This window comes from Streptomyces uncialis (genome assembly GCF_036250755.1).
GTDB classification, from domain to species: domain Bacteria; phylum Actinomycetota; class Actinomycetes; order Streptomycetales; family Streptomycetaceae; genus Streptomyces; species Streptomyces uncialis.
Map to the genome: position 1 here is coordinate 2,387,685 of NZ_CP109583.1, position 16,191 is coordinate 2,403,875.

A 16,191-nucleotide genomic window follows, 5' to 3' on the forward strand; every position below is an offset into this window, starting at 1 on the left:
ATGACCAAGAAACCTTGGGCAGCAGTGGACCACGCCCCCATACCGCTCGGATATCGAACACCCAAGCCAATGGGCCCCCTCCCGCGCTCGGATGGCTGGTACCACACCAACGCCCGTGCCCAACCTGACTGAAATCGAGTCGAGACCCTTCTCTCGCATTGCCCTACAAGTGCCTGCACCGCATTACCCCGCTAGCACCAATGCGAGTCTCTGGTGCAGGAGGGTCATGTGTTCCCCGTGCGGTGTCGCGCACGCCGGGGGTGCACGCAAACGGGCAGGCGCAAACAAGTAGAACCGCTCTTCGCATCACACCGGGCCGGAAACCAGCCCGCCCCGTCCCGCCGCATCCCCTTGGATTGTCCGGAACCACTCTCGCCATCACACCTGGTCCACCCGACGCTTACACCGACCCATCCACCGGGCAGACAAGTGGTCCCGCCAGCAGGAGCAACCCCTCGTACCGGCCTGCGTACCCGACAAAACCGCAGCCCGGTCCGGGCACCATCCGGGGTATTGGTTTCCGGCACGGCTGAAACACGACTCTTGCTGCGCAAAAGACACGCACTTAGGCTCCCGTGAACGATCACCACATACGGAATTCTCGTATCCGGTTCCATGCAGCCCGGTACCGGGAAAATCCATCCGCCCGGGGAACGAAAGAATGCCGGTACTCGACCGGCTGGACGTGCATCGTGCAGAAAGCAGGAAGGGGAGTCGGTCAATGAACGCGCCGGAACTGACCCGAGCCGTTACCGATGCGCTGGACCTCCCCCTGCGGGCGGCCGTCGACCGCCTGGAGGATCCGCTGCGGGAGATGGCCCGGCATCATTTCGGATGGGACGATTCCTCAGGAGTCCCTCCCTCCCGCCACAAGGGCGCGATCCTCGCCTACTTGTGTGCCGGCAGCGACCCGGAGCGGGAGTGGGTCCGGGCCACGACGGCAGCGGTCGCGGCGACCGTCCTGCTCCACGGGTTCCTCATCCATGACGACATCATCGACAACGACCGGGTACGGCGGTTCAGGCCGACGTGCTGGACGGTGTACGGCAAGTCCGCGGCGATCGAACTCGGCGCCGCGATGGAGGCGCTCGCGTTCGAGCTGATCGCGGAGACCGACTGGGCGGCGAAGGGTGTCGCTGCGGCTGCCCGGTGCGCGCGGCGCATGGCGGCCGGGCAGACGATGGACATCGCACACGAGGACCGGGACGACATCACCCTGGAGCTCGCGCTGGAGACCTGCCGCCGCAAGGACGCGACCTGCACGGAACTCTTCCTGCTGCTGGGCACCCTCGCGGTGAGCGACGACCCCGACCGGCTCACCGCCGCCGCGGAAGTGGGCAGAAGCGCGGGCATGGCGTTCTCCCTCAACGGCTTCCTGGACGAGATCTGGGGCAGCCCGGACCACCACGGCAAACTCACCCTGTCCGACCTGCGGCAGCGGAAGAAGACCCCGCTGATCACCGCCGCACTCGAACGGCTCGGCCAGCGTGAGGGCCTGCGGCTCCTCGGCCTGCTGGACGCCTACTCCCGGGACGACAGCGGCGCACAGCAGCTCATCGCCCTCCTCGACAGCTCCGGGGCGCGGCAGCACCTCACGGGACTGATCGACGGATACACCGCCGAGGCCGCCCACGCTCTCCCCGCCGCCCTCACCGACCCCGCCGCGCGCCACGCGGCCCACGACTACATCCTGTCCCGGCTCGGCCGCCGCGATGCCGCCGCCGCAGGTGCGGCGGGCATGGCCGCCCAGCAGCCGCACCGGACCGCACCCGGCGATCCGGCAGCGGCCGGCGTACGGAAAGGACCGCGGTGAAGGTTCTGATCAGCCCCGTCAACGCCGCTGAAGCGGTGATCTCGGCACACAGCGGTCCGAAGGTGGAGGCGTTCATGACCCGGGCGAGACAGCTCAGCGGTCCGAACGACCCGGGAGCAGACGGGACCCGGCTCTCTTGACCTCCGACCGACCCCGAGCGAGTGGGCCCGCCGAAGCGGCCGGCTGCCGCATCGTCAAACTGGGCGGCAGCCTCATCACCACCACCGACCCCGACGGCAGTCCCCACGTCAACGAGCAGCGTGTGGCCGCCTTGGCGCAGGAGATCGCCGCAACCGGCCTGCCCACCATCCTCGTCCACGGAACAGGCGCCTTCGGCAAGCCCGCCGCCCGCCGCCACAACTACCTGGACGGCGTCATCACAGCCGGCCGCCAGAAAGTCTTCGCCGAGGTCTCCGCCCTGCTGGCCCGGCTGGAGCTCGCGGTCCTGGAAGCGCTGCAACGGGGTGGCCTGTGCGCGGTGCGGGTGCCGCTCTCCGGACTGTGCGCCTACACCGACGGCAAGATCCGGCTCCGGAGCGTGGATGGGGTACGGCTTCTGCTGAACCACGGCATCGTGCCGGTCCTCGGCGGCAACCTGGCCTGGGGACGAGACGGCTTCGCCGTCCACTCCAGCGACACACTCGCCGCCGACCTCGCCATCGCCTTGCACGCCACCGCACTGATCATGGCCACCAACGCGGGAGGCGTCCACCTCCACCACGGAGCATCCGACCGGATACACCGCGAACTGGACGCGGACGACCCCGTACTGAGCGGCTCGATCCCCCCGGACCGGCAGGACGTCTCCGGCGGCATGCGCGCGAAAGTACGCGAGTGCGGGAGAGTCGCCCGCACCGGCATCCCCACATTCATCATCGACGGCAGACTCCCCGGCAACCTCGCCGCGAGTCTGCGCGGAGCCACTCCCTCCGGTACACGCATCCGGGCAGGCGGCCCCCAAGACACTGATAGCCCGTCACCCGACCGACCCACCTCGACCACGCCGGAGGCACCCCCGGAAGAGGCGCTGCGCTTCCCTCGCGAGCAAGGGTGAACCCGTTGGCACTGTCCTGTGTCATCGAACTTTGAGCGATTGCCACCGAAGTTTGAGTGGTAGGGGGCCGAGCGTCAGGAGCGACAGTTTTCGATCGGGCGGGGCAGCCTTGGGGCGCTGCTGTACCGGCGGGCGCTGGGCGAGGCTGTCGCCACGGTGCCGGCGGTACGTGACGGCGCGCCGTCGACCGGCCCCGCACCCACGTACGCGCAGGTGCAGGTCCTCGTCGACGGTCCCGGCGTCACGGGCCGGTGAGCTTGTCGAGGTCGGGGGCGTAGACGGTCGTCCAGTGCGGGTTCAGCCGGTAGTAGACGACCTCGCGGTTCCAGTCGAAGGCGTCGTCGTTGTAGAAGTCCTTCAAGTAGGCGCGGAGTTCCTGCCAGTCGGCCGTGGTCCCGGCGTCCTCGGGGTTCATCTCCTCCACCGTGCCGTGGGTGAACACGCCGAGGTCCTCGCCGCGCATGTGCGCGACGCTGGCGGCCGGACGGGCCGCGAGATGACGCGCCTTGGCGGCGTTGCGCGCCGTGCCGAAGTGCCACCGGCCGTGCAGGAAGTGCCCGTCGGCGCCGCTGATCCGCGGTTCGCCCTTCGCGGTCACCGTGGAGAGGGCGAGCGTGCACATGCCGGTGAGGACCCCGGTGAGCTGCGCCGCCGTGATGGTGCGGCCCTCGACGATCGAGCGGAGGTGTGCGGTCGAGCCGGAGAGGGAGGAGTCGAGGAGGGACTGGAGCTTGTCGAGTTCTTCCGGGGTTTCGCGCATACGTCCATCGTCGGCCGTAAACCCGACACCCTCTGTCGTCATTGATGAAGCAGCGGTGAGGTTGCTCCGCGCGGGTCGCGCTCGGTGCTGCGTGGATGGCAACAGTGACCCACAGTCCGTTGTCCTCCCAAGCGGTGTCCGGATCGGCCAGAACCGCCTCGGCTGCCGTGAACACCTCGGCCTCGGAGTCCGCAGCCAGCCACCGCACGAACACCCGCTTCTCCGGCAGGAAGCACGTAGTCTGCCGCCCTCCACTGACACCGCTCGGAAGCCAGAGCCGGGTCGGCCCCCGACCACTCAAACTTCGGTGGCAATCGCTCAAAGTTCGATGACACAGGACAGGCACCCTCGCATACGACCAGCGCGCACCCCACACTCTGCACAGATCCGAAAGCGTGGCTGCGGGCAGTGGGATTCCCTGGGACTTCCGGCTACATCAACGGGCACGATCGTGAAAGAGCCGAAAGTTCATTTACGCAGGTCAGCAGCCCGACCGCAGCAAACGCAGCAGGTCACAGACCTGGCTGGTCTCTTCCCGGACATCTGACGACTCCCTCGGAGGACGGTTGCCGCACTCCGCCTGGCCTTCCGAGATGTGGGATGCTCTTATGGATGTCAAGCAGCGGTTGTGAGGTGGCTTGGGGCCGCTGCTGTGGCGTTCGTGGTGGTCAGGGCGTGGTAGATCTCGCGGGCGACGAACCGCTTGAGGCAGCGAATGATCTCTTTCTTCGACAGGCCCTGCCTGGTGCGACGTTCCATGTAGGTGCGGGTGCGCTGGTCCCAGCGCAGGCGGCAGAGAACGATCCGGTAGAGGGCCGCGTTCGCGGCCCGGTCGCCGCCCCGGTTGAGGCGGTGGCGGTGGGTTCGGCCGGATGACGCGGGCAGCGGGGCGACGCCGCAGAGCATGGCGAACGCCGCTTCCGAGCGGAGCCGGTCGGGGTTGTCCCCGGCCGTGACCAGCAGCTGGCCCGCGACGTCCGGGCCGACGCCGTTCAGTTCGGTCAGGGCAGGGTTGATCTTCTGGGTGAGCGGGGCTATCAGCTCGTCCAGTTCGTCGATCTCCTGGCCCAGGCCTCGGTGGCGGCGGGCGAGGGACCGCAGGGCGATCTTCGTCGCGGTGACCGGATCGCCCGCCTGGTCCAGGCCCGGGCGGAAGCCCGTGCAGACGGCCAGGAGGTCCTTGTCCTTCAGGTACCGCAGCATCGTGCGGACGCCTTCCGGCGCGGTGACGATCAGGTTCTTGATCTGCCGGGTGACGTCGGCCCGCTGCTGGACCGCGCTGCGGCGGGCGACCCGCAGCGCCCGCAGGGCCTCGACCCGGCCGTCCCGGAACTTCGGGGTGCCGGTGCGGCGTTCGGCGAGCGCGGCCCGCGCCGCCGCCTCGGCGTCGACCGGGTCGGACTTGCCCTGCCAGCGGCGTGTCTTGCGGTCCGGGCGGTCGATCTCGACCACCCTCACGTCGTGTTCACGCAGGTAGCGGGCAAGGCCGGCGCCGTAGGCGCCGGTGCCCTCGACCCCGACCATCAGCAGGGTGCCGAAGGAAGAGAGCCAGGTCAGAAGCTTGCGGTAGCCGAGCGCGGAAGCGGGGAACTGGGCCGAGCCCAGGACCCGGCCCGCCGAATCGATCGCCGCCGCGGTGTGGGTGTCCTTGTGGGTGTCGACGCCGCCGGTGACCTCGACCTGGTGCTGTGCCATCGTGGGTTGTGCCGTCCTGTCCATTCGACCGGGTGGGATGGCACCCGTCGGCCGGGAGGGCGGACAAGACAGTGATGGGGCCTCTGGCCAGGCTCTTATGAAGTCACGTCCCCCGGCCCGACGGATGCACACGAGCGCCCCCCGAACGGGGCCGACAGATCCCGTTGAGGACCCTGAGTCAGTCAGGCGGTGGGTCAGACCCCGCCGGGGAACGCTCACGAACATCCTCATTGTCAGGCGGGGACGCGGTCGCGTCCATGTGAATGTCGTGTGCGCGCATGCGATGCCCGGCGCGGCGCCGCTCCGGCCGCCCATTCCTGTGACGGACCTCGTGCCGGTCCACCTGCCGCCGCGGGCGGGGGCTGAGGCGGGGGCGTTCCCCCGGCCCCGCTGCGGTCACCTGACGGCCCGGTTCAGCAGCGGCAGGGCGACGACGATCGGCGGGTCACTGATCTCCGGGGCCCGCAGACGGACGCTGAACCTGACCCGGGAACCGCGCCGGGGCGCACGGGCCGCGCCGATGAGGCGGCGCTCGCCCGCGGGGTCGTCCAGCGCGTCGGCGACCCGGGTGTCCCGGTCGAACCGGACGGCGAGGACCCGGTAGGTCCCGTCGTCGGGCGGTCGCAGACGGACGGGGCCGGGCGCGGTGGTGACGGCGCAGCCGACCGGACCGTCCTGCGGCACCCCGTGCGGGAACAGGCCCGTGAACAGCACCCCGTCGGTGGCGGGGCCGCCGACGATCTCGCCGGCGATCTCGTCCGGCGCCGGCCGGTCGCCGTCTTGGGCAACGGACGTGACGGGACCGCGGGTGTCGACGAGTTCCCCGATCCGGCGGTCGCCGTGCTCGTCGACGAGGAGTTTGAAGCGGCTCGGCGACATGCCAACGAGCCGGGTGAACTGGGTGGTGAAGGTACCCAGGCTCGAATAGCCGACGGCCGTGCACACATCGGTGACACGCGGTGCGCCTCGGATCATCATCCGCTGGGCCTCGGCCATCCGCAGCGCCGCGAGGAATCGCGCGGGGGTCACGGCGGTGACGCTGCGGAAGACCCGGTGGAAGTGGAAGGGGCTGAACAGAGCGGCCTCGGCGTGATCGGAGAGGCACTGGACCTCGCCGAGACGTTCACGCATCCGGTGGACGGCACGTTCGACGGAGGCCAGCCGGTGATCGGCCGACAGGGGAGGCACGGTGGCCGTCGCTCCGGGCGGCAGTTCCGTCGGCAGGCCGTCGTGGACAGTCATGTCCGTCGTCCCCTTCGTACGAAGTCCGAACGAGCAGCACGGCAGGGCCGGGTACTGTCATCCCGGCCCGGGGGAACCGGCACGGGCGGCGACCGCCTCAAGGGAGGCGACCCATACCGCGGCGAAGCGCCCGCGCAGTTCCTGGGACCGCCGCGGCGTCAGCCCGAGCCGGGCCCAGCCCCGGTGCACGAAGGACAGCCGGACGGTGTCCCTCCCCACCGGGACGAGCGCGACATGGCAGGCGGGCCGGATCCGGGCGCCGGGGATCTCGACGGTGAAGGCCAGTTGCTCGTCGGACCGCAGCCGCCAGTCGTTGACGGCGAACCTGCGGGGGCCCTCGTCGTCGACGGTGAAGAACCAGGCGGGCCGGAACCCGTCGAAGGCGATGGGGAGCCAGTCGAAGACGGCCGGGTGCCGCAGCGGCCGGTAGGGCCCGGCGGACAGGTCGACCGAGCCGTCGATGTCGTCGCGCCACTGGTAGCGGGTATCACGCCCGGAGTCCAGACAGGCGCCCAGCCGGGTGAGGAAGTCGGTCCAGCCCTCGCGCAGTTGGCTCGCCTCGGCCTGGCCGCGCGTGCCGTCGTGGTCCTCGACGGTGAGCACGGACCCGGTGCCCCCGGGGCCCTCCGCGGGCCCGAGGGTCCACACGACGGACTGCCGGTTGCCGACGCCGAGGAATCTCCAGTCGAACGCGAGACTCCGTCCCGGGACGATCGATGTGGGGCGGAGGGTGAAGAAGTCCCCGTCCCCGAACTCCAGGCGGTTGTCCGCGCCGATGCGCAGAGGTCCGGCCAGATCGCCGAACCACCGCGCCAGACACGGCGGTTCGGTGAGCATCGGCCACACCGTTGCGGGCTCATGGGCCAGCCGGAGGATGACCCGGACCTTCCCCGGGAGCACTTCCCCGACGGGCGACTCCCTGGGTGAGGGGCCATGGCTGTCCGACATCGTTCCTCCGATGTTCGACGGTTGCCTGCGCCGCGCCGGTGGGCTACCGCCCACCACATCACTACCATATTATGTAGTCGCCAAGCAGTGTCAACGGTGCTGCTCCCCCGCAGTATCCCCTTGAGATCGCTGAAGTTCACGCCTCATCACATCCATGTCAGTAGTTCTTCAATGAGTCATCTCTTACGGGGACCACGGCGGGGAACCGGGGACGGCCGACCGCGCGGCACCCACCGCGACATGACGCGAGGCCGCCTTGCACCGCGGTGCGCCCGACCGCCCGTGCACGCCGGCGGCCCGCCCTCCCCGCCCGCCCGTTCAGCCGATCGGTGAGAAGAAGGTGCCCATGACGTTCGAAGACACGAACCCCCAAGGCCCACGTATCCACCGCCCGTCCGGCGCCGCCGACCTGGCGCGGGAATCGGCGGCGTTCCCGCCGTTGCAGGGCAGCGCGGTCCCGGTCGCCCAGGAGCGCTGGGAACGGCTGGTCAGCACCGTCACCGTCCCCGAGCCCCCGGACGAGGTGTGGACCGCGCTCACCGACCCGGAACGGGTGGCCAGTTGGCTGGCCGTCTGCCGTGGCCCCTGGGCCGTCGCGGGACAGGAATCGATGCTGGACTTCGAGGACGGCGAGTTCTTCTGGTGCCGGACCCTGGACGCCGTCGCCCCGCAGACACAGCGCCGTGGTGTGCTGCGACTGCTGTGGCGCTGGGTCGGGGTGGGTCCGGCCACCTCGGTCACCTGGAGGGTCGCCGCCGCGGAAGCGGGCGGCACCACGGTCACCGTCGTCGAGGAGGCCGAGAACCCCCCGTCGGACTGGCGTTCGTGGAACGGGATGGGGTGGCCGGGGATCCTCGACCAGCTCGCGGCACATCTGCGCACCGGCACGCAGTGGCGGTGGCCGTGGCGCCGGTTCGGCCCGTACCTCCAGATCCCGCTGCCCGTCCCCCCGTACCAGGCGTGGCAGGAACTCACCAGTGCGGCAGGGATACAGCACTGGCTCCAGCGCTCCAGCGGCACCCTCGCCCCGGGTGAGGAACTCACCCTGGTCATGGGGGACGCCAGCGGTACCGTCCGGATGCGTGTCACCAAGGTGGTGGACGCCGCCCAGGAGTTTCCCTCGTACCTGCCGTATCTGGAGTTCGAGCTGCGCCGTCCGACCTGGTCGGCGGCGCTCGGGGGACGGCTGTGGATCGAGCCCGCCGGCCTGGATTCGTCCCTGCTCCAGGTGTGTCACTTCGGCTGGGAGAACCTGGACATCCCCGAGCCGGTGACCGAGCGCAAACTGCTCACCGGCTTCTGGACGGCGGCGGCGGGCCGCGCGAGCATGCTGTTCCTCCCCCAGGGCCCGCCGGCCGGACCGCACGGCTGGTCGGTCTCGGGAGCTCCGCGACCGCGGGAGGCCACGGAGCGGGCACCCGGTCACGGGTCCGGCGGCGCCATGCCCGCGGCCATGCCCGCGATGCCGCCCGACGCGGACCCGTCGGCCGTGGGGGAGTTCCTCGACCGGGTCGTCTCGGACCTCGGCACCGCCATGGGCGGGGTGCTCTGTTCCCTGGGGGTCAGGCTGGGGCTGTTCACCGCGTTGGGCCAGGGCGGTCCGGCCACCGCGACCGAGCTCGCCGAGCGGACGGGACTGCCGGAACGTCAGCTGCTGGAGTGGCTGCGCGGTCTGACCGGCACCGGATACCTCACCCACGACCGTACCGACGGACGGTTCGCCCTGCCCTCGGCCCACGCGGCGGTCCTCGCCTTCGAGGACTCCCCCTTCCATCTCGGCCCCGGGTACGAGCTGCTGCCTCCGCTGGCCGCCGCCGTCGACGCGGTCGCCGCCGGTTTCCGCTCCGGCGGGGGCGTGGCCCGCTCGGCCTACGCGGAGCCGTTGTTCACCGCGATGGAACGGATGAGCGCGACGTGGCTGGACACCCAGCTGGTGTCCCAGTGGATACCCGCTGTCGAGGGACTCCTTCCCGCGCTGGAGCGGGGCGGCGAGGTGGCCGACATCGGGTGCGGCGGCGGCCGGGCCCTGGTACGTATGGCGCGCGCCTTCGGCAACTGCAGGTTCACCGGATACGACCTGCACCGGCCGAACGTCCTGCGCGCTCGCGAGGCCGTCCGTGCCGCGAAGGTGGACGACCGGGTGTCCGTGGAGGAGACGGACGCGGTCGGCGCCCTGGCCGCCGGCACCCGGGCGTCGGGCGATTCCCTCCCGCTCCTGCTGGTGACGATGTTCGACGTGCTGCACGATGTCGCGGCCCCGGAGGAACTGCTGCGCACGGTCCGTGAGTCGCTGTCCCCGGACGGGGCGCTGCTGGTGCTGGAGTCGCTGTCGGCCGACGACCCGGCGGACAACACCGGGCCCCGTTCCACTGTGCTGTACGCCACCAGCACCCTGTACTGCCTGCCGACCTCCCTAGCCGACGGCGCTCCGGGCCTCGGTACGCTCGGTCTGCCCCCGGCCACGCTGCGCCGGATGGCGACGGCGGCGGGATTCGGCCGCGTCGAGCAGGTGCCGACGGCGAACCCGTTCACGGCCCTCTACGCGCTGCGGCCCTAGAGAGCCGGACGGGGCGCGGTCGCGACGGGCTCCGCGACCGGGCAGTCCCTCGGGGGCGGCAACCCCCCGTCGTCCGTTCGTGGCCCGGTCCCGCGGTGTGCGGAACCGGGTCACGCGTTCCTCCGTACCGGGCTCGGCCCGTCCGCTACATGATCCCGTAGCAAGATCGCAGGCCGCTTCGATCCGGCGACCCCGTGGAGCGGACGTCCGTCCTTGGGGCGGGCCGGGTCAGTCCAGTTGTTCCGTCGGGCGCAGCAGTACCTCGTTGACGGCCATGTGCCGGGGGCGGGTCACCACATGGACGATCGTCTCCGCGACATCGGCCGGATCCAGCGGGACCCCGGGGTCGAAGCCACCGGCCAGCCGCTGGAGCACCTCAGGGCGTGAGTGCAGGGGCAGTTCGGTGGCGACGAAGCCGGGTTCGATCACGGCGACCCGTACATGACGGCGCGCCACCTCCTGGCGCAGCGACTCGCTGAAGGCGTTGACCCCGAACTTGGCGGCGTTGTAGACGGCGGTGTTGGGGGTGGCGATCCGTCCGCCGACGGAGCTGATGTTGACGAGGTCGGCGACGTACCGGGGGCCGGTGCCGGCGGCGCGCAGCAGATGGGGCAGTGCCGCACGGGACACCAAGGCTACGCCCAGCAGGTTGAGTTCGAGCATGCGGCGCCATTCCTCGGTGGGCGCGTCCTCGACGGGGCCGAGCAGCAGGACACCGGCGTTGTTCACCACGATGTCCAGTCGCCCCGACTCGGCGACCGCGGCCGCCACGGCGGCTTCCGCGCCGGGCTCGTCGCTCACGTCCGCCTCGACCACCAGGGCGGCGCCGCCTTTGGCCCTGATGTTCTCGGCGACCTGGGTGAGGCGGTCCCGGCGGCGGGCGGCGAGTGCCACCAGGGCACCCCGGGCGGCCAGCGCCCCGGCCACGGCTTCCCCGATCCCGCTGGAGGCGCCCGTCACCAGGGCGGTGGTGCCGGCCAGTCCGGTGGTGGAGGGTGAGTCCGGTGTCTGCGACGTCATGGAGGAGCCCCTTCGTCTGGGTGCGGCTGGTCGGGCGTCGGTCATGGCCCGGTCCGCTCCCCCAGGTCCTGGGGCGGCGGACCGTCATTCAGGCGCGGCTCCGGCCGGTACCGCCGGCGCGGTCGCGCGCCGTGGCGCGTCGAGCAGGCCGAGGAACTCCACGCATCTCTGGACGGCGTCCGCGTGGCCGTCGATCCTGAGACGGCCGGAGAGCAGCGCCTCGAACGGGGTGCGCATCTCCGCCCCGATCCGTACGAACGTCTGGGCGTCGGTGGTCACGACCAGCGCCGGATCGGCCGCAGGTCCGCGGTGGGTGACGGCGCTGCCGCCGCGTACCTCGATATGGAAGACCTCCTCGGCCACGCGGAACTCGTAGCTCTCGTCCACCGAGGGCACCGGCCGGCCGTTGATCATCGCCTGGACGGCGAGGAAGCCCCAGGCCGCCCGGGTGGTGCCGCTGACCGCGTCCTCCTCGGTCAGGAAAGGCATGCCCCAGCGGGCGAGTGCCAGCACCGGCTCCCTGAGCTGCTCGCCCCGGGCGGTGAGCCGGTACTGCTTGCCCCGGCCGTCGCCGCGTACCCCGCCCGCTTCGACCACCCCGTGCTCGGTGAGCGCACGCAGCCGGTCGGAGAGCAGATTGGGGCCGAGTCCGGGCAGATTGTTGAGGATCTCGTTGAACCGGGCCGGGCCGATGAGCAGTTCCCGCACGATCAGCAGGGCCCAGCGTTCACCGATGATGTTCAGCCCGGCAGCGAGTCCGCAGAACTGAGCGTAGTTCCGCTTACCTGTCATGACGCGTCCTCAGTATTCATGCGGAGTCACTACCACTCATAGTAGCAATATCGGCCAGCGTGCTCCAGGTCGGAGCGGCTCTCCCGGCGGCCGGGGTGCGCGGTCGCCGCCCCCGGCGTGAGCAACCTGAGAGAAGGCCGTCTTCGGCCGCGGCACCTAGAGTCGAGCCGCACGTGCCGCCGACGTGCGGTGCGGTCCGCTCACGAACCCGCTCGGGAGGCGCGCGTGAACGATGCGACGGTAACGGAGGCGTTCGTCACCCGTGTCATGGACGACATGAGCGGTGGCATGGTCAGCATCATGTGTGCCCTGGGAGACCAGTTGGGTCTCTTCCGGGCACTGGCCGAGCAGGGCCCCGCCGACAGCGCGGGACTCGCCACGCGGACCGGGCTCGACGAGCGGTATGTACGCGAATGGCTGCTGTGTCTGTCCAGCGCGGGCTATCTGACCGTCGGGAAGGCGGACGAGGAGGGGCGGGAGCGGTTCGTCCTGCCGCCCGAGCACGCGGCGGTGCTGGCGTTCGAGGAGTCACCGTTCTTCATCGCGGGCGCGGCGCGTCTGGTGCCTGCCCTGTCGATGATGCTCGACGGTGTGACCGAGGGTTTCCGCTCGGGCGGCGGGCTGACACCTGAGCAGTACCCCGAGTCGCTGTACCGGACGATGTGGCAGATGAGTGCGAGCTGGCTGGACTCCCTGCTGCTGCCGCAGTGGGTGCCCGCCGTCGACGGTCTGGCGCGGGCTCTGGAGGACGGTACGCGCGTCGCCCATGTCGGCAGCGGTGGCGGCCGGGCCCTCGTCCTGCTCGCCGGGCGCTTCCCCCGTTCCCGGTTCGTCGGGTACGACCGGCTGCGGCTGAACGTGGAGCGCGCCCGTCGGGCGGCCCAGGAGGCCGGGGTGGCGGACCGGGTGGAGTTCGTCGAGGCCGACGCCCGGGAGGCGCTGTCCGGGGAGCACGGCCTGATCATGTCCTTCGACGTCCTGCACGATGCCCCCGATCCGGGCGGGACCCTGCGCGCGGTGCGCTCGGCGCTCGCCCCCGGCGGGGTGTTCCTGCTGCTGGAGAGCAACGGCGTCGACCGTGCCGTCGAGAACACCGGGTCCGGTGCCGCCCTGCTGTACGGGGCGAGCGTGCTGTACAGCGTGCCCATCACCCGGGCCGGCGAGGGTCCTTCGCTCGGGATGCTGGGGCTGCCACCCGGCACCCTGCGCACGCTGTGCGAGGAGGCGGGCCTGACCTCGGTACGGCCGATGCCCAGCCCGACGCCCTTCAACGCGCTGTACGAGATTCGTCCCTGAACACGGTTCCCCGCACGATCCGGTACTCCCTCTCTCGGAAGGGAAGATGGTGACAGCACAGGTGCCGCCGCCGCGCGACGGACACGACAGGACCGGACCGGGCAGCGCGGAGTTCTCCGCGCAGCGCCCCGTGTGGCGCGCGCCCGACGACGACGCGCTCGCCGGGCTGGACTTCGCGACCGTCACGGTTCCGGTGGACCATGCCCGCCCCCAGGGCCCGACCCTCGATCTGGCGCTGGCCCGGCACCGGGCCCGCTCCCCCGGGCGGCGGCGCGGGGTACTGCTGGTCGGCCCCGACGACCCGGGCAACCGGGGCACCCTCCTGGTGCCGGATCTGGTGCGGTCGCTGCCGGGCGAGGTGCTCGACAGCTACGACCTCGTGGGGTTCGATCACCGGTTCAGCGGGCTCAGCGAGCCTCTGACCTGCGGGCTGAGCCCCGAGCAGTGGCTGTGGATCTTCCACAGCCAGCAGGGCTTCGACGCGGAGGTGGAGTTCCAGCGCGGTGTGGTCGAGCGGTGCTTCCAGGAGGCGGCGGACGTCCTGCCCCATGTGACGTCGCGGAACATCGCACGGGACATGGAGGTCATCCGCGCCGCGCTGGGCGAGGAGCGGATCTCCTATCTCGGCTACTCCTACGGCAGCTATCTGGGCGCGGTGTGGACCCAGATGTCCGGCGAGCACGCCGACCGGGTGGTCCTCGACAGCGTCATCGACCCCGACTCGGTGTGGCGTCCGATGTTCCTCGGCTACGCGGCCAGTTGCGAGACGGCACTGGGCAACTGGGCGCGCTGGGCCGCCGAGCGCCACGGCGAACTCGGCCTGGGCGCTACCGGGCAGCGGGTGCGTACGGCGGTCGACCGGCTGGTCGAGCGGGCGGACCGCTCCCCGGTGCCGGTCGCCGGGATGCCCGTGGACGGCACCATGCTGCGGCTGTTCACCATGGTGCTGCTGAGCATGGACCGGGCCTGGGGTGTCCTCGCCGACATCCTGCGGGCCGCCGCGCACGGCGGCGAGGCGTCGCCGTCGTCGCTGCGGACCCTGGGCGAGATGTTCGGGCGGGGCAAGGAGGAGAGCGCCGCCGTGGCGCAGTTGGCGGTCCTGTGCGGTGACGCGGCCTGGCCGCGGGACCTCGATGTGTACCGCCGGGGCCTGGCCGGGCACGGTGAGCGGTTCCGGTTCATCGGACCCGCGATGGCCGGCCCGAAGGCCGGTGCGTTCTGGCCGCTGCCGCCCCGGGAGCCGGTGACCGTGTTCGGTGCGGACAACCGTGCGGAGAGCCATTTGCTGGTGCAGTCGGCCGAGGACATGTTCACGCCCGCCCATGGTGCTGTTCGGCTGCGCGGGCAGTTGCCGCGCACCGCCCGGCTGGTCACGGTGGCCGGATCGGCGCATCACCGGGTCTTCCCGTTCCAGGGCGATCCCGGTGTGAACGAGGTGGCGACCGAGTACCTGCTCACCGGGAAGCTCCCGGACACGGACGTGACCCTCACCGGCCGGCCGTCGACGCCGGAGGAGCGACGGACGGACAGCGGCGGACAGCGGGGGAGCCGGTCATGAGCGAGGTGCGGACGGACGCCGTCCGGAGTTTCCAGACGCAGGAGCTGACCTGGACGGAGGCCGACGAACAGGCCCTGGGCAGTCTCGAATGCGCCCGGTTGAGCGTCCCGCTGGACTACGCCAGGCCGGACGGAGGCACCCTCACCCTCGGTCTGGTCCGGCACCGGGCGACCGCGCCGGAGCGGCGGCGGGGTGTGCTGCTGATCGGCCCCGGGGACGATCTGGGCAACCGGGGCACCCTCCTGGGCGCCCAACTGGTGGGAACGCTGCCGAAGGAGGTACTGGCGCAGTACGACGTGGTGGCGTTCGACCACCGGTTCATGGGGCGCAGCAGTCCGGTGGTGTGCGGCCTGGACCCGGAGGAGCGGTTCTGGGTCTTCCACCAGCCTCGGGACTTCGACCACGAGGTGCGGTTCCAGGCGAACGTGGCGGCGAAGGTCGCCGAGCACGCCCTGGACATCCTGCCGTACGCCAATTCGCGGAACATCGCACGGGACATGGAGGTGATCCGCGGGGCGCTCGGTGAGCAGCGGATCTCCTATCTCGGCTACTCCTACGGCACCTATCTGGGCGCGGTGTGGACCCAGATGTTCGGCGAGCACGCCGACCGGGTGGTCCTCGACAGCGTCTGCAGCCCCGACTGGGTGTGGCGCGGGCTGTTCACCGACTTCCCGCCCAACGGTGAGCGGGCGCTGACGCGCTGGGCGCGCTGGGCGGCGCCGCGCGACACGGGGCTGGGGCTGGGTGCTTCCGCGGCCCTGGTGCGGGCTTCCTACGACCGGCTGCTGGCCAGGGTGGACGCCGGTGAACCGGTGGCGGTGGCGGGGTTCCCACTGGACCGCACCCTGGCGCGACTGCTCGTGGTGGGGATGCTGAACAGTGACCGCAACTACGGCTTCCTCGGGGACATCATCCGTTCGGCCGTGCACGGCGGTCCGCTGGAGCCGGCGACGACGGGCTTTCTGGCCTCGATGTTCGGGCAGCCGAAGGAGGAGAGCGGTACGGTCGCGCAGATGGCCATTCTCGCCGGTGACTGGGCGTGGCCGCGGAACGTGGACGTGTACCGGCGGGACATGGAACGCGCGGCGCGCAGTCATCCGTTCACCGGGGCGGCGATGGCGGGGATCAAGGCGACGGCCTTCTGGCCGGTGCCGCCGAGCGAGCCGGTGACGGCGCTGGGCGAGGGCAACGCCGCGGAGAGTGTCCTGCTCGTGCAGTCGGCCGAGGACATGTCGACCCCGCACGCGGCCGCGGTACGGATGGGTGAGGTGCTGCGGCACAACTCCCGGCTGCTCACCCTGGAGGGCTCGGCGCACCATCGGGTCTTCCCGTTCTACGGTGATCCGGGTGTCGACGAGGTCGTCACGTCGTATCTGATCGACGGGGTGCTGCCCGGGTCCGATGTGACGCTCACCCACCGGGAGCCGCAGGTCTGACGGGTGTGCGGGCGTGGTCG

At 71.1% G+C, this 16,191-nt stretch carries 12 protein-coding genes and 1 pseudogene; 6 read left to right on the top strand and 7 right to left on the bottom strand.

The window, feature by feature from the left end; all coding sequences use genetic code 11:
• The first annotated feature begins 721 nt into the window (after window positions 1-721).
• A complete protein-coding gene (locus tag OG711_RS09740; protein ID WP_329559070.1) occupies window positions 722-1,813 on the top strand; it encodes a polyprenyl synthetase family protein in 1,092 nt (363 codons plus the stop codon).
• Window positions 1,814-1,949: 136 nt separating this feature from the next.
• On the top strand, window positions 1,950-2,867 hold the full coding sequence (locus OG711_RS09745; RefSeq protein WP_073789627.1) for an isopentenyl phosphate kinase: 918 nt from the start codon (window positions 1,950-1,952) through the stop codon (window positions 2,865-2,867).
• Window positions 2,868-3,108: 241 nt separating this feature from the next.
• Here OG711_RS09745 and OG711_RS09750 read toward each other — a convergent pair whose 3' ends face one another.
• The 5 genes and pseudogenes from OG711_RS09750 to OG711_RS09770 form a co-directional block, all read right to left on the bottom strand.
• Window positions 3,109-3,627, bottom strand: a complete 519-nt coding sequence (locus OG711_RS09750; RefSeq protein WP_329559071.1) for a pyridoxamine 5'-phosphate oxidase family protein — start codon at window positions 3,625-3,627, stop codon at window positions 3,109-3,111.
• Between the two features lie 115 nt (window positions 3,628-3,742).
• Window positions 3,743-4,003, bottom strand: a pseudogene (locus OG711_RS09755) (Imm21 family immunity protein); the annotation flags it as partial.
• Window positions 4,004-4,242: 239 nt separating this feature from the next.
• On the bottom strand, window positions 4,243-5,346 hold the full coding sequence (locus OG711_RS09760; RefSeq protein ID WP_405673086.1) for an IS110 family RNA-guided transposase: 1,104 nt from the start codon (window positions 5,344-5,346) through the stop codon (window positions 4,243-4,245).
• Window positions 5,347-5,718: 372 nt separating this feature from the next.
• Window positions 5,719-6,564, bottom strand: coding sequence for a helix-turn-helix domain-containing protein (locus OG711_RS09765; RefSeq protein ID WP_073789619.1), 846 nt, complete (start codon window positions 6,562-6,564; stop codon window positions 5,719-5,721).
• Between the two features lie 57 nt (window positions 6,565-6,621).
• Window positions 6,622-7,512: an SRPBCC family protein gene (locus tag OG711_RS09770; RefSeq protein ID WP_329559073.1), complete on the bottom strand. Its 891-nt coding sequence runs from the start codon at window positions 7,510-7,512 to the stop codon at window positions 6,622-6,624.
• Between the two features lie 346 nt (window positions 7,513-7,858).
• On the opposite strand from OG711_RS09770, the gene OG711_RS09775 reads away from it, so the two are divergent.
• The gene (locus OG711_RS09775; protein ID WP_329559074.1) at window positions 7,859-10,069 is read left to right on the top strand and encodes a methyltransferase domain-containing protein; all 2,211 of its coding nucleotides are present in this window, start codon (window positions 7,859-7,861) and stop codon (window positions 10,067-10,069) included.
• A 228-nt stretch (window positions 10,070-10,297) separates the two neighbouring features.
• Here the strand turns inward: OG711_RS09775 and OG711_RS09780 are convergent, their stop codons facing one another.
• Together OG711_RS09780 and OG711_RS09785 are read right to left on the bottom strand one after the other, a co-directional pair.
• Window positions 10,298-11,089 carry an SDR family NAD(P)-dependent oxidoreductase gene (locus OG711_RS09780; RefSeq protein WP_329559075.1) on the bottom strand — a complete coding sequence of 264 codons (792 nt, stop codon included), beginning with the start codon at window positions 11,087-11,089 and terminating at the stop codon, window positions 10,298-10,300.
• An 84-nt stretch (window positions 11,090-11,173) separates the two neighbouring features.
• Entirely contained in the window at window positions 11,174-11,881 is a 708-nt protein-coding gene (locus OG711_RS09785; protein ID WP_073789609.1) for a winged helix-turn-helix transcriptional regulator, read from the bottom strand.
• A gap of 225 nt (window positions 11,882-12,106) precedes the next feature.
• Here OG711_RS09785 and OG711_RS09790 point away from each other — a divergent pair, with 225 nt between their 5' ends.
• Genes OG711_RS09790 through OG711_RS09800 form a run of 3 tightly spaced genes read left to right on the top strand, consistent with a single transcriptional unit; the run spans window position 12,107 to window position 16,171 of the window.
• A complete protein-coding gene (locus OG711_RS09790; RefSeq protein ID WP_329559076.1) occupies window positions 12,107-13,177 on the top strand; it encodes a class I SAM-dependent methyltransferase in 1,071 nt (356 codons plus the stop codon).
• A 46-nt stretch (window positions 13,178-13,223) separates the two neighbouring features.
• A complete protein-coding gene (locus tag OG711_RS09795; RefSeq protein ID WP_073789604.1) occupies window positions 13,224-14,735 on the top strand; it encodes an alpha/beta fold hydrolase in 1,512 nt (503 codons plus the stop codon).
• On the top strand, window positions 14,732-16,171 hold the full coding sequence (locus OG711_RS09800; RefSeq protein WP_073789602.1) for an alpha/beta fold hydrolase: 1,440 nt from the start codon (window positions 14,732-14,734) through the stop codon (window positions 16,169-16,171). The genes OG711_RS09795 and OG711_RS09800 overlap by 4 nt, the downstream gene beginning before the upstream one ends.
• Window positions 16,172-16,191: the final 20 nt, after the last annotated feature.